Raw genomic sequence first — 13,010 nt, 5'->3', positions numbered from 1 at the left:
GACGTGGCAGCATGAACTTACCGGTGATACAGGCGGATTTCGGGGGGGGTGCCCCTATGTGTTTGGTCAAGGGGGTCGGTGATGGGTTCGAGGGAGCGCCTGGCACTGTGACGGGCATGGAAGACGAGTCGATTGTCCGGGTGTCCGCTGATGAGGGCTTGCGGCCGTGTGACTTCTGCGGCCACCCGGTCGCCCTGGACTCGGTCGACGAGTACGACTGTCCGGTCTGTGGGGATTCGGGATCTCGGTGACTCAGACCGTGGCGGTGGGCCGGGGTTCGTAGAAGGTTCCGTCGCGGAGCATGGCGAAGAGGACGTCGGCCCGGCGTCTGGCGAGACAGAGCAGGGCCTGGGTGTGGTGCTTGCCCTGGGTGATCTTCTTGTCGTAGTAGGCCCGCGATGCCGGGTCGCCCAGGGCCGCGAACGCGGAGAGGAAGAAGGCCCGTTTGAGCTGCTTGTTCCCTCTCCTGGAGGGCTGTTCGCCGCGGATCGAGGACCCCGAGCTCCGGGTCGCCGGGGCGAGGCCTGCGTAGGCGGCGAGGTGGCCGGCGGTCGGGAACGTGCTGCCGTCGCCGACCTCGATCAGGATCCGGGCTCCGGTCCTGACGCCGACTCCCGGCATCGAGGTCAGGACCTTCGACAGGGGGTGGTCCTCCAGGAGTTCCTCGATCCGCTCGGCCAGCAGTTTGCGCTGGTCGAGGACGGCAGCCAGGGATCCGGCCAGGCTCGGGACGATCAGCGCGGCCGCCTCGGTCCCCGGAACGACGACCGTCTGCTCGTCCAGCGCGGCGAAGATCTCCTCGACCAGCCGCTCGGCCATCCTCGGCGCCTTCGGCCGCAGCAGCGTGACCAGCCGCCGACGGCCCGCCTTGTGTATCTGTGCCGGTGAGCCGGACCGCTCCAGCAGGGCTAGGACGGCCGGGTGCTGCAACTGCGGCCCCAGCACCCGTTCCAGCGACGGGTGGATCTGGGTCAGCAGGCCGTGGAGCCGGTTTGCGACCCTGGTCGCCTCGCCGGCCAAATCGTCGTCGAACCCGACGATCATCTCCAGTTCGGCGATCGTCTCGTCCTCGCCGTCGATGGCCCGCAGCGTGTGCGGCATCGCCCGGGCCGCGTCCGCGATGATGAACGCGTCTCTCGCGTCGGTCTTCGCCTCGCCCGGATAGAGATCGGCGATCCGCCGCATCGTCAGCCCCGGCAGGTAGGCGACCGGGCAGCCCATGGCCCGCGCGACCGCAAGCGGCAGAGCGCCGATCGAGGCCGGCTGGTCGACCACGACCAGCACCGTCCCGTGCTTGGCCTGCAGCTTGGCGAACAGCTCGCGGAGCTTGGGCTCGGTGTTGGGCAGACGCTTGTCGAACGCCTTCTTCCCGGCCGGGGTGACGGCTGTGGCGTGGTGTTCGCCCTTGCCGACGTCCAGGCCGAGGAAGACGTCGATGTCGCCGGTGTCGATCACGTGCAGGCCCCTCCGTCACACTTCTCGTCCGGCCTTGCCTGGGCACCGAGCTGCCACATCCACGTTACGGAGAGCTCTTCCGGCCCGGGGTGAAGCCGGTGCTCAAGCCCCTCATCAGCGGTCCGTCGATGCCTTCGGGCGCGGTGACACCACCCCTCGGATCATGGACAACAAGGGGGGGAAGTCATGCCGGACCCGAAGGCCGGTGACCCCATTGCGGAGCCACGAAGACGGTAACGGGGGGGGGGCTGGCCACCGAGCCTCAACGCCGGCCTGGCTCCGTCTGGTAGAGCTTGCTCCATCCTGGCGGGTCCGGGAGGGTATGCGGAGTGGGCGATCCTCAATGGCGCACCGCCAAACTGAGACGAGGTGCTGATGACTTCCACCGTCACCCAAAAAGGTGGAAAAATGGAAAAGGGGAGTGAATCAGTCATTGCTCTCCTTGTGGGAGAGTTGGATATTCCGATCGACGTCGAACATCCAAATGTCTCCATTTGTGAAGACGAAGATTCACGGTCTATCTCGGCGTTCCAGAGTGGGGCGCTGATTTTCGAATACCTGGAAGACGGCCACGTGGAGTCACGTCATATTTCCTACGATTCACCGTCGGAAATGGTTCGATTGATGGCCTTCCTTGAGTGCAGTGAATTGGCTGCAGTGGAGAGTCTGGATTGGCATCCAGGTTATATTCCCTGACATCCTGGAATCTCGTGACGCGATCGTGAAAAAGCCTTCTGAGGGCGGTGGTCCCCGGCGACCGGAGCCGTCGCCCCGGTCGGCCTCGGCGGGTCGTGGGCCGAGGCGGCCAGTCCGGTGAGGTCGTTCTCCGGCCGGGCGGTCAGGGGCAGTGATTGGGGGATGGCGCGCCGAACACCCCGCCCGTCGTGGGCGAGGCCGGGGCCAGGGCGGAGGGGGACGTGGTGGCAGCGGTCGTCGGGGTGGGGCTCGGTTTCGGGGGACTGGACGGGGAGGGGATGGGGGAGGCGCTGTCCGGGGCGAGGGGGACGGTGACCTCGTTCGGGCAGGCGGTGCGGCTGGCCGGGGCCCCGGCGTCGACCGGGACGGCGGTGGGGCGGATGCCGCACCCGGTCAGCAGGGCGGTGGCGAGCAGGGCGCCGAGCGCCAGCAGCGGGAGTCGGCGGGCGGTCATCGCAGGTCCTCCGGCCCGGGTGCGGGCGGCTGGGTGAGCGGCAGGGTGAGGGTGAAGACCGCGCCGGGGCCGTCCGGGTTGTTGGCGGCGGTGATGTCGCCGCCGTGGATGCGGGCGTTGGCCTCGGCGATGGACAGGCCCAGGCCGCTGCCCTCGGAGCGGGCCCGGCCCTTGTCGGCCTTGTAGAAGCGGTCGAAGACGTGCGGCAGCACGTCCTCCGGGATGCCGGGGCCGCCGTCGGAGACCGACACCACCACGGTGTGCGCCTCGTCGTCCTGGCGGACCTTCACCTTCACCGGGGAGCCGCCGTGCTTGAGCGCGTTGCCGATCAGGTTGGCGAACACCACGTCCAGGCGGCGCGGGTCGACCACGGCCAGGATGCCGCGCGGCGCGTCCAGTTCGACCGCGTCGTACCAGGCCCGGCCGTCGATGCAGGACATGATCAGGTCGGCCATGTCGACCTCGTCGGCGACCAGCTTGGCGGTGCCCGCGTCGAACCGGGTCACCTCCATCAGGTTCTCCACCAGGCCGGAGAGCCGGCGGGTCTCGGAGACCACGATCCGCACGGCCGGCTCGATCATCGGGTCGAGGACGTCGGCCTCGTCCTCCAGGATGTCGGTGACGGCGGTCATCGCGGTCAGCGGGGTGCGCAGCTCGTGCGACATGTCGGCGACGAACCGGCGGGACTGCGCCTCGCGCGCGCTCAGCTCCGCGACCTGCTCCGACAGCGACTCCGCAGTGCGGTTGAACGTCCGTGCCAGGTCGGCGAGTTCGTCGTTTCCCTCGACGTCGAGCCGGGTGTCCAGCTCGCCCTCGCCGAGCCGCCGGGCGGCGTCCCCGAGCCGGCGCACCGGCCGCAGCACGGTCGCCGAGGCGGCCTGGGCGAGCAGCGCCGAGCCGACCAGGGCCAGCAGGGTGGCGATCGCCAACGAGACGCCCAGGGTGTTCAGGTCGGCCCGCTCGTTCTGCAGCGACTTGAACATGTAGGCGGTCGGCCCGCCCGGCACCACCTTCGTCCCGCCGACCACGTACGGCCCGGCCAGGTTCACCCGCTGCCAGTACAGGTGGTACTGGTACGGGTTGCCGGGGCCGGTCTCGCGCGGCTTGTTCACCGCGGTGAGCAGCGCGGCCGGCACCTGGCGCAGGCCGAACGCGATCGGGTCGGAGGACGCGGTGCAGTCCGGCACCGAGTCGTCCACCACCACCACGTCGTACGCCAGCCCGGAGCTGGCCACCTGCACCGCCAGCGCCCGCAGGTCCGCGCAGGACGGGTGCAGCGGCAGCTGCGAGACGTTCCGGGTCAGCGAACCGCGGAAGTCGTTCAGCGCGGTGTCCTGGGCGCGCTTGAGCACCGCGTCGCGGTTCAGCCAGTAGGCGATGCCGGACGCGGAGACGGCGGTGACCAGCGCGACCGCGGCGAACACCGCGATCAGCCGGACCCGCAGCGAACTGAGCCGCCGCCAGGACGCCGAACGGGCCCGGCGCGGCGCGGTCTGATGGTCGGTCACGAAGGGCTCACCAGTCGGAGGGGAAGTGTCACGCGCGGGGGGTCGAGCCGGTAGCCGACGCCGCGGACGGTCCGGATCAGGGTCGGCGCGGAGGGCACGTCCTCGACCTTCGCCCGCAGCCGCTGCACGCAGGCGTCCACCAGCCGGGAGTCGCCCAGGTAGTCGTGCTCCCACACCAGCCGCAGCAGCTGCTGGCGGGAGAGCGCCTGCCCGGGGCGGCGGCTCAGCTCCAGCAGCAGCCGCAGCTCGGTCGGGGTCAGCTGGAGGTCCTGGCCGTCCTTGGTGACGGTCATCGCCGAACGGTCGATCACCAGGCCGCCGTACGCCGCCGAGTCCGAGTTCTCCCGCTCGCCGCGGCGCAGCACCGCGCGAATCCGGGCGTCCAGCACCCGGGGCTGCACCGGCTTCACCACGTAGTCGTCGGCGCCGGACTCCAGGCCGACCACCACGTCGATGTCGTCGGAGCGCGCGGTCAGCAGGATGATCGGCAGCTGGTCGGTGCGGCGGATGCGCCGGCACACCTCGAAGCCGTCGATGCCGGGCAGCATCACGTCGAGCACGATCAGGTCCGGGCGCTGCTCCTTGAACAGGCGCAGGCCGTCCTCGCCGGACGCGGCGGCGGCCACCCGGTGACCCTGGCGGGTGAGGGCGAGTTCGAGGCCGGTGCGAATGGCGTCGTCGTCCTCGATCAGAAGCAGGAAAGACACGGGGGTCATTGTGTCCCACCCCGCCTCCGGAAGCACCCACCCGGGTGACCCCCGGCGCACCGGGAACCGGACCGCGCGGCTCCGGCGTCCGGATTCGCGGGGCGCCCGACCGTCACGGACCGCCCTCCTTGTGACAGCCCTGTGACAGTCGGCGGACACCGCCATGACGCGCGGACGGCAGGATTTTCCTCGTCGCCGCAGAACGGCGCCGGGCCGACGCCCGGAGCCGCGGCGGCGCAGATCCGCTCGTACCGACCATGGGGGTGCCCGATGACCGCAACGCTGACGACCCGAAACGCCGGGCCGCGTTCCGCCGTCCTCGGCGCCAACCGGCCGCGGCACGAGGAGGAGAACGCCGGCACCGTGCTCGTCCGGGGGTGCGCGCACAACGCCGGGACCCGTCGCCCGGTCGTGGGGACCAGGAGCGGGGACACCGTCCACCACCGGACCGGGAACCCGGTGGCGGGCCGGACGCTGCGGCTCGCGCCGCAGACCTTCCGGGGTGAGCAGGCCGACCAGGGGGGCGCGCAGGGGGAGCACCCGGCCGCCGAGGCGGACGAGGCGCGCGACATCGCCGAGTTCACCGCGTACGTCCGCGAGCGCCGCGCCTCCCTGTACGCCACCGCCTACCACCTCACCGGCGACCGCTACGAGGCCGAGGACCTGCTGCAGAGCGCGCTCTTCTCCACCTACCGCGCCTGGGGCCGGATCACCGACAAGGCCGCCGTCGGCGGGTACCTCCGCCGCACCATGACCAACCTGCACATCTCCGCCTGGCGCCGCCGCAAGGTCAACGAGTACCCGACCGAGGAACTCCCCGAGCACGCCGGCGACACCGACGCGATGGGCGGCACCGAGCTGCGCGCCGTGCTCTGGCAGGCGCTCGCCAAGCTGCCCGAGAACCAGCGCACCATGCTCGTGCTGCGCTACTACGAGGGCCGCACCGACCCGGAGATCGCCGACATCCTCGGCATCAGCGTCGGCACCGTGAAGAGCTCCATCTGGCGCGCGCTGCGCCGGATGCGCGAGGACGAGCAGCTCAACCGCTCCGGCGACACCGTGCACGCCTTCGGCGAGCTGGTCGCCTGAGCCGCGCCGGCCGCTGAGCCGCGCCGGCCGCTGAGCCGCGCACGGCGCACAGGACTCCCGTCGGGGGACGGGCAGCGGGGGGAAAGAGGGGGAACAGGGGGGAAGGGCACGGGACGCGGCGGCCGACTCGGGGGAGACGGCCGCGGGGGGAAGTCCCGGACCCGGACGGAACGGGCGGGGCCCCGGTGCGGGGGAAACGGCACCGGGGCCCCGCCCGCTCCCGTCGTCCTACTGCCGGGGGCCGCTCAGACCAGTTCGGCGGGCAGCTGCCGGGCCACCGCGGCGATCCGCCGGCCCGCCTCCAGGCCCGAGCAGGCGTACGAGCCCAGCTCCACCTGCCGGGCCACGATGCCGCGCTCGGCCCGCATCAGCCGCAGGCCCCGGCGCACCAGGTACGGCACCGACTTGCGGCCCTCCCGGACGTCCCGCCGGAACCGCCGCCAGGCCGTCGTGGCCGGCTTGTTGCGCAGGCACAGCGCGTCGCCCAGCAGGCCCTCGGCCGCGCACCGGCGCACCAGCTCGGCGGCGAAGATCCCCTCCGCGACGAAGCCCGCCGCGCCGTCCAGCTCCAGCAGGCGGCTGCCCGCCCGGCCGTTGTCCGGGATCGAGTACACCGGCACCTCGGCCCGGCCCTCGAAGACCAGCGCCCGGATCGCCGCCAGCGCCTGCTCCGCGTGCCAGGACAGCGGCGAGTCCCAGTCCGTCCCGCCGCCGTCCGGCAGCTGCGGCAGCGTCGGGTCGTCGCCGTCCTTGTAGAAGTCGTCCAGTTGCAGGACCGGGAGCCCGCTGCGCTCGGCCAGCGAGGACTTCCCCGACCCCGAGGGGCCCGACAGCAGGATGACGCGGGATATCGGGCGGCGGTTCAGCGGGGTGTCACTCACGGGAAACCAGTCTGAGGCATCGGAGGGGCAGCTCGGAACCCGCCGGTCGGCCCCGTCACGCAGCGTGCGGGCATGGGGACGGGCCCGCACCAGGGGGGGGAGAAGTGCGGGCCCGTCACGGCCGCCCGGGCCCCGGGGGGGGTAGGGCACTGAGGACGGCCGGTCTGTGTGGAGTTGGCCGGTCGGCCGGGGGCTAGATGCCCATCGGGTGCCAGACCGTCTTCGTCTCCAGGAAGGAGAGCAGCCGCCCGGTGCCGGGCTCGGCCGTCCAGTCCTCGGCGGACGGGTCGGCGGCCGGTCGGACCACTCGCTTCAATGTATCCGCCGCCGACTCCTCCAGCGCCGCCGCCGCGCCGGGCCCGTCCGGGGCGATCGCCCCGGCCAGGTCGAGCGCGTTGACGTCCTGGTGGGAGGCCAGCGTCGGGGCGAGGTCCGCGGTGCGGCCGGAGAGCAGGTTGACCACGCCGCCCGGCACGTCCGAGGTGGCCAGCACCTCGCCCAGCGACAGCGCCGGCAGCGGGGCCCGCTCGGCCGCCGCGACCACCACGGTGTTGCCGGTGGCGATCGCCGGGGCGATCACCGAGACCAGGCCCAGCAGCGAGAAGCCGGTACCGGCCTGCGGCGCCAGGACGCCGACCACGCCGGTCGGCTCCGGGGTGGACAGGTTGAAGAACGGCCCGGCCACCGGGTTGGCGCCGCCCGCGACCTGCGCGACCTTGTCGGTCCAGCCCGCGTACCAGACCCAGCGGTCGACCGCCGCGCCCACCAGCGCCGCCGCCCGCCCGGCGCTCACGCCCTCGGCCGCCGCCACCTCGGCGGCGAACTGCTCCCGGCGGCCCTCCAGCATCTCGGCCACCCGGTACAGCACCTGCCCGCGGTTGTACGCGGTGGTGCCCGACCAGCCCTTCACCGCCGCGCGGGCCGCCAGCACGGCGTCCCGGGCGTCCTTGCGGGTGCCCAGCGGCGCGTTCGCCAGCCAGGCGTCCTCCGTGTCCGTCACCTCGTACACCCGCCCGCTCTCCGAGCGCGGGAACTTCCCGCCGACGTACAGCTTGTAGGTCTTGAAGATGTCCAGTCGGACAGTCTGCTCAGACATCGAGGTACGCCTCCAGACCGTGGCGGCCGCCCTCGCGGCCGTAACCGGACTCCTTGTACCCGCCGAACGGCGAGGTCGGGTCGAACTTGTTGAAGGTGTTCGCCCACACCACGCCCGCCCGGAGCCGGTTCGCCATCCACAGGATGCGCGAGCCCTTCTCCGTCCAGATGCCGGCGGACAGGCCGTACGGGGTGTTGTTGGCCTTCTCCACCGCCTCCGCGGGGGTGCGGAAGGTCAGCACCGACAGCACCGGGCCGAAGACCTCCTCGCGGGCGATCCGGTGGGCCTGCGAGACGCCGGTGAACAGGGTCGGGCGGAACCAGTAGCCCGCGCCCGGGAGTTCGCACTCCGGGGCCCAGCGCTCGGCGCCCTCCTGCTCGCCCGCCGCGGCCAGCTCGGTGATCCGGGCCAGCTGCTCGGCCGAGTTGATCGCGCCGACGTCGGTGTTCTTGTCCAGCGGGTCGCCGACCCGCAGGGTGCCCATCCGGCGCTTGAGCGCGTCCAGCAGCTCGTCCTGCACCGACTCCTGCACCAGCAGGCGGCTGCCCGCGCAGCACACGTGGCCCTGGTTGAAGAAGATGCCGTCGACGATGCCCTCGACCGCCTGGTCCAGCGGCGCGTCGTCGAACACGATGTTGGCGGCCTTGCCGCCGAGCTCCAGCGAGAGCTTCTTGCGGGTGCCCGCGACCTGCTTGGCGATCGCCCGGCCCACCGGGGTGGAACCGGTGAAGGCGACCTTGTCGACGCCCTCGTGCGCGGTCAGCGCGGCGCCGGTGCGGCCGTCGCCGGTGACGATGTTCACCACGCCCTTCGGCAGGCCCGCCTGGCGGCAGATCTCGGCGAAGCGCAGCGCGGTCAGCGGGGTGGTCTCGGCGGGCTTGAGCACCACCGTGTTGCCGGTGGCCAGCGCCGGGGCGACCTTCCAGGCCAGCATCAGCAGCGGGAAGTTCCACGGGATGACCTGCGCGGCCACGCCCAGCGGGCGCGGGTTGCGGCCCCAGCCCGCGTGGTCGAGCTTGTCGGCCCAGCCCGCGTAGTAGAAGAAGTGCGCGGCGACCAGCGGCAGGTCGACGTCGCGGGTCTCGCGGATCGGCTTGCCGTTGTCGATCGTCTCCAGCACCGCCAGTTCGCGGCTGCGCTCCTGGATGATCCGGGCGATCCGGAACAGGTACTTGGCGCGCTCGCTGCCCGGCAGCGCCGACCAGTCGGCGAACGCCTTCCGGGCCGCCGCGACCGCGCGGTCCACGTCCTCCGGGGTGCCCTGGGCGAACTCGGCCAGCACCTGCTCGGTCGCCGGGTTGACGGTCTTCAGCGCCTCCGAGCCGGAGGAGTCGACGAACTCGCCGCCGATGAAGTGGCCGTAGCCGGTGGCGATCTCACCCGCGGCGGCCGGGGACTCGGGGGCCGGGGCGTACGCGAACAGGCCGGAGCGGCGGGCGGGCGGCTGCTCGGCCGGGGTCGCGGCTGCGGTCGCCGGGTTCGAGGCCGCCGGGTTCGAGGCCGCCGGGGTCGGGGTTCCGGTCTCGGGCCGGGTCTTCTTGGTCTTCGACATCGTCCTCAGTCCACCGTCACGTAGTCGGGACCGGAGTACCGGCCGGTGCTCAGCTTCTGGCGCTGCATCAGCAGGTCGTTCAGCAGGCTGGAGGCGCCGAACCGGAACCAGTGCGGGCTCAGCCAGTCGTCGCCGAGCGTCTCGTTCACCATCACCAGGTACTTCATCGCGTCCTTGGTGGTGCGGATGCCACCGGCCGGCTTCACGCCGATCTGCACGCCGGTCGCCGCGCGGAAGTCCCGCACCGCCTCCAGCATCAGCAGCGTCACCGGCGGGGTCGCGTTCACCGCGACCTTGCCGGTGGAGGTCTTGATGAAGTCCGCGCCGGCGATCATCGCCAGCCAGGACGCCCGGCGGACGTTGTCGTACGTCTGCAGCTCGCCGGTCTCGAAGATCACCTTGAGGTGGGCCGCGCTGCCGTCCGGGCGCGCGCAGGCCGCCTTGACCGCGCGGATCGTCTCGAAGACCTCCAGGTAGCGGCCGGAGAGGAAGGCGCCCCGGTCGATCACCATGTCGATCTCGTCCGCGCCGGCGGCGACCGCCTCCGCGGTGTCCGCCAGCTTCACCGGCAGGCCGGCCCGGCCGGACGGGAAGGCGGTGGCCACCGAGGCGACCTGGACGCCGCTGCCGCGCAGCGCCTCCTTCGCGGTGGCCACCATGTCCGGGTACACGCAGATCGCCGCGACCCGCGGGGTGGAGCGGTCGGACGGGTCCGGGCTGAGGCCCTTCGCGCACAGCGAGCGGACCTTGCCGACGGTGTCCGCGCCCTCCAGGGTGGTCAGGTCGATCATCGAGATGGCGAGGTCGATGGCGAAGGCCTTGGCGGTGGTCTTGATCGACCGCGTGCCGAGGCCCGCCGCCCGCGACTCCAGACCGACCTGATCGACCCCGGGCAGGCCGTGCAGGAAACGGCGCAAGGTGGCCTCGGACGCCGCGACGTCCGCGAGACCGCCGCCCGCGGCGCCGGGGGCGTTGGCTGCAAGAGTGGACATAGTCACCAGAGCAGCATATCTACGCGCGTAGGCAGGCGGTAGGGCGGGTCGGTTTCGAGTCCTGACCGAAATGTGCCCGCTCCCGGCGCGGGCGGCGTCCCCGGCCCCGCGCCGCCCCGGGGACAATGGCGGGATGGACGGCGGCACGAAGGCGCGGGGGCGGCGGCCCGGGGGCGAGGACACCCGGGGGCGGTGCTGGCGGCGGCCCGGACGGAGTTCGCGGCGCGCGGCTACCAGAAGGCCAGCATGCGGGCGATCGCCCGGGCCGCGGGGGTGGACCCGGCGCTGCTGCACCACTACTTCGGCAGCAAGGACCGGCTGTTCGCGGCGGCGCTGGAGTTCCCGTTCGACCCGCGCACGGTGGTGGAGCAGGTGTTCGCGGGCGACCCGGCGACGGTCGGCGAGCGGGTGGCGGGCTTCGTGCTGGCGCTCTGGGAGCAGCCCGCCGTGCGGGAGCGGCTGCTGGCGCTGGTGCGGACGGCCGCCGCCAGCGAGGAGGTCGCGGCGCTGATGCGCGGCTTCATGGTGACCGAGCTGGTCGCCCGGGTCGCGGACCGGCTCGACGTGCCGGAGCCGGAGCTGCGGGTCGAGCTGGTGATGTCGCAGGTCGTCGGGCTGGCGATGGCCCGGTACGTGATCGCGGTCGAGCCGCTCGCCTCGGCACCCCCGGAGGTGCTGGCCCCGCTGCTGGGCCGCACCGTCCAGGGGTACCTGACGGGCTGAGGAGGGGCTGGTCAGCCCTGGCCGCCGCCGAAGCGCTCGGTCCAGGCGGCCAGGTCCTCGTCGGTGATCTTGGCGAACAGCACCGGCGGGACGGTGAAGCCCGTCCCGGCCGGGACGGACGACAGCGCGCGGGCCTCGTCCGCGGTCACCCAGGTGCGGGTGTCGCCCTCCAGCGCGAAGGACTCGCGGATCGCCTTGGCCGCGGCCGGGATGAACGGCTCGGAGACCACCGCGTACAGGTGGATCAGGTTGATCGCGGTGCGCAGGGTGCGGGCGGCCGCCTCCGGGTCGGTCTTGATCTCCGTCCAGGGCGCCGTGACGTCCAGGTACGCGTTGCCCGCCGACCAGAGCGCGCGCAGCGCCTGCGCGGCCTTGCGGAAGTTCAGCGCGTCGAGCTGGGTCTCGTACTCGGCCAGCAGCTCGGCGATCTGCCCGCCCAACTGCTCCTCCGCCGCGCCGTTCGCCGCGCCGGCCGGGACCTCGTCGCCGAAGCGCTTGCGGCTGAAGGAGAGCACCCGGTTGACGAAGTTGCCCAGGGTGTCGGCGAGGTCCTTGTTGACGGTGGCCGCGAACAGGTCCCAGGTGAAGCTGGAGTCGTCGGACTCCGGGGCGTTCGCCATCAGGTAGTAGCGCCAGTAGTCGGCCGGCAGCAGTTCGAGCGCGACGTCGGTGAAGATGCCGAGCTTCTGGCTGGTGGAGAACTTCCCGCCGTAGTACGTCAGCCAGTTGAACGCCTTGACGTAGTCGACCTTCTTCCACGGCTTGCGCGAGCCGAGGATGGTGGCCGGGAACATCACGGTGTGGAACGGGACGTTGTCCTTGGCCATGAACTCGGTGTACCGGACGGTGTCGTCCGCCTCGTACCACCAGGAGCGCCAGTCGCCGCCGGTGGCGTCCGCCCACTCCTTGGTGGCGCCGATGTACTCGATCGGGGCGTCGAACCAGACGTAGAACACCTTGCCCTCGGCGGCCAGTTCGGGCCAGGTGTCGGCCGGGACGGGGACGCCCCACTCCAGGTCGCGGGTGATCGCGCGGTCCTGGAGGCCCTCGGTCAGCCACTTGCGGGCGATCGAGGAGGCCAGCACCGGCCAGTTGTCGCCGTTGGCGGCGATCCAGGACTCCACCTCGTCGGTCAGCTTCGACTGGAGCAGGAACAGGTGCTTGGTCTCGCGCACCTCCAGCTCGGAGCTGCCGCTGATCGCCGAGCGCGGCTCCAGCAGGTCGGTCGGGTCCAGCACGCGGGTGCAGTTCTCGCACTGGTCGCCGCGGGCCTTGTCGTAGCCGCAGTGCGGGCAGGTGCCGACGATGTAGCGGTCCGGCAGGAAGCGGCCGTCGGCCACCGAGTACACCTGGCGGATCGCCCGCTCCTCGATGAAGCCGTTGGCGTGCAGCTCGCGGGCGATCTCCTGGGTGATCTCGCGGTTCTGCGGCGAGGAGGAGCGGCCGAAGTAGTCGAAGGACAGCTGGAAGCCGTCGTAGATCGCCTTCTGCTGGTCGTGCGCCCGGGCGCAGAACTCGGCCACCGGCAGCCCGGCCTCCTGGGCGGCCAGCTCGGCGGGGGTGCCGTGCTCGTCGGTCGCGCAGATGTACAGCACCTCGTGGCCGCGCTGGCGCAGGTACCGGGAGTAGACGTCCGCCGGGAGCATCGACCCGACCATGTTGCCCAGGTGCTTGATCCCGTTGATGTAGGGAAGCGCGCTGGTGATCAACTGCCGAGTCATCCTGGGGAACTCCCATGCTCTCCGGCGGGCACCCCGGGAGGCGGCCGCGGACGGGTTCAACGGGTTCAGAGGGGCCGGTGCGGGGCGTTTCGGCTGCCGTCCGGCCGACGCAATCGTACCGAACCGGGGTGTCCCG

Annotated in this window: 12 protein-coding genes; 3 read left to right on the top strand and 9 right to left on the bottom strand. The window is 72.1% G+C overall.

Annotated features, from left to right (window positions below; genetic code table 11):
- Window positions 1-252: 252 nt before the first annotated feature.
- Entirely contained in the window at window positions 253-1,455 is a 1,203-nt protein-coding gene (locus tag QMQ26_RS13935) for an IS110 family RNA-guided transposase (RefSeq protein WP_404814122.1), read from the bottom strand.
- Window positions 1,456-1,830: 375 nt separating this feature from the next.
- Between QMQ26_RS13935 and QMQ26_RS13930 the strand changes: the two genes are divergently transcribed.
- Window positions 1,831-2,151: a hypothetical protein gene (locus tag QMQ26_RS13930; RefSeq protein ID WP_282205902.1), complete on the top strand. Its 321-nt coding sequence runs from the start codon at window positions 1,831-1,833 to the stop codon at window positions 2,149-2,151.
- A gap of 142 nt (window positions 2,152-2,293) precedes the next feature.
- Here the strand turns inward: QMQ26_RS13930 and QMQ26_RS13925 are convergent, their stop codons facing one another.
- The 3 genes from QMQ26_RS13925 to QMQ26_RS13915 are packed head-to-tail and all read right to left on the bottom strand — an operon-like array spanning window position 2,294 to window position 4,820.
- A complete protein-coding gene (locus QMQ26_RS13925) occupies window positions 2,294-2,605 on the bottom strand; it encodes a hypothetical protein (RefSeq protein ID WP_282205901.1) in 312 nt (103 codons plus the stop codon).
- On the bottom strand, window positions 2,602-4,113 hold the full coding sequence (locus QMQ26_RS13920; protein WP_100837944.1) for a sensor histidine kinase: 1,512 nt from the start codon (window positions 4,111-4,113) through the stop codon (window positions 2,602-2,604). Before QMQ26_RS13920 ends, QMQ26_RS13925 begins: the two co-directional genes overlap by 4 nt.
- Entirely contained in the window at window positions 4,110-4,820 is a 711-nt protein-coding gene (locus tag QMQ26_RS13915) for a response regulator transcription factor (RefSeq protein WP_282205900.1), read from the bottom strand. The genes QMQ26_RS13920 and QMQ26_RS13915 overlap by 4 nt, the downstream gene beginning before the upstream one ends.
- A gap of 282 nt (window positions 4,821-5,102) precedes the next feature.
- Here QMQ26_RS13915 and QMQ26_RS13910 point away from each other — a divergent pair, with 282 nt between their 5' ends.
- Entirely contained in the window at window positions 5,103-5,909 is an 807-nt protein-coding gene (locus tag QMQ26_RS13910; protein ID WP_404814174.1) for a SigE family RNA polymerase sigma factor, read from the top strand.
- A 245-nt stretch (window positions 5,910-6,154) separates the two neighbouring features.
- Here the strand turns inward: QMQ26_RS13910 and QMQ26_RS13905 are convergent, their stop codons facing one another.
- From QMQ26_RS13905 to deoC, 4 genes are all read right to left on the bottom strand, one after another.
- On the bottom strand, window positions 6,155-6,790 hold the full coding sequence (locus tag QMQ26_RS13905) for an ATP-binding protein (protein WP_100837947.1): 636 nt from the start codon (window positions 6,788-6,790) through the stop codon (window positions 6,155-6,157).
- Between the two features lie 193 nt (window positions 6,791-6,983).
- Window positions 6,984-7,886 carry an aldehyde dehydrogenase family protein gene (locus QMQ26_RS13900; RefSeq protein WP_282205899.1) on the bottom strand — a complete coding sequence of 301 codons (903 nt, stop codon included), beginning with the start codon at window positions 7,884-7,886 and terminating at the stop codon, window positions 6,984-6,986.
- On the bottom strand, window positions 7,879-9,438 hold the full coding sequence (locus QMQ26_RS13895; protein WP_282205898.1) for an aldehyde dehydrogenase family protein: 1,560 nt from the start codon (window positions 9,436-9,438) through the stop codon (window positions 7,879-7,881). Before QMQ26_RS13895 ends, QMQ26_RS13900 begins: the two co-directional genes overlap by 8 nt.
- A 5-nt stretch (window positions 9,439-9,443) precedes the next feature.
- On the bottom strand, window positions 9,444-10,430 hold the full coding sequence (gene deoC / locus QMQ26_RS13890; RefSeq protein ID WP_199847028.1) for a deoxyribose-phosphate aldolase: 987 nt from the start codon (window positions 10,428-10,430) through the stop codon (window positions 9,444-9,446).
- Window positions 10,431-10,622: 192 nt separating this feature from the next.
- On the opposite strand from deoC, the gene QMQ26_RS13885 reads away from it, so the two are divergent.
- Window positions 10,623-11,153 (top strand): TetR/AcrR family transcriptional regulator, encoded by a 531-nt coding sequence (locus QMQ26_RS13885; RefSeq protein ID WP_199847147.1) that lies wholly within the window; start codon window positions 10,623-10,625, stop codon window positions 11,151-11,153.
- Window positions 11,154-11,164: 11 nt separating this feature from the next.
- Here QMQ26_RS13885 and metG read toward each other — a convergent pair whose 3' ends face one another.
- Window positions 11,165-12,874, bottom strand: a complete 1,710-nt coding sequence (gene metG, locus QMQ26_RS13880) for a methionine--tRNA ligase (protein WP_282205897.1) — start codon at window positions 12,872-12,874, stop codon at window positions 11,165-11,167.
- Window positions 12,875-13,010 lie beyond the last annotated feature (136 nt).

Origin of the sequence: Kitasatospora fiedleri, assembly GCF_948472415.1 — a bacterium.
In the GTDB taxonomy this organism is placed as follows: domain Bacteria; phylum Actinomycetota; class Actinomycetes; order Streptomycetales; family Streptomycetaceae; genus Kitasatospora; species Kitasatospora fiedleri.
The sequence above is the reverse complement of the archived record's forward strand: the minus strand, read 5'-3'. Positions and strand labels throughout refer to the sequence as shown.

Bases quoted from the DNA above. Each gene is read 5' to 3' on its own strand.
- QMQ26_RS13900 (WP_282205899.1), bottom strand. From the start codon at position 7,886: ATGTCTGAGCAGACTGTCCGACTGGACATCTTCAAGACCTACAAGCTG.
- QMQ26_RS13930 (WP_282205902.1), top strand. From the start codon at position 1,831: ATGACTTCCACCGTCACCCAAAAAGGTGGAAAAATGGAAAAGGGGAGT.
- deoC (WP_199847028.1), bottom strand. From the start codon at position 10,430: ATGTCCACTCTTGCAGCCAACGCCCCCGGCGCCGCGGGCGGCGGTCTC.
- metG (WP_282205897.1), bottom strand. From the start codon at position 12,874: ATGACTCGGCAGTTGATCACCAGCGCGCTTCCCTACATCAACGGGATC.
- QMQ26_RS13895 (WP_282205898.1), bottom strand. From the start codon at position 9,438: ATGTCGAAGACCAAGAAGACCCGGCCCGAGACCGGAACCCCGACCCCG.
- QMQ26_RS13925 (WP_282205901.1), bottom strand. From the start codon at position 2,605: ATGACCGCCCGCCGACTCCCGCTGCTGGCGCTCGGCGCCCTGCTCGCC.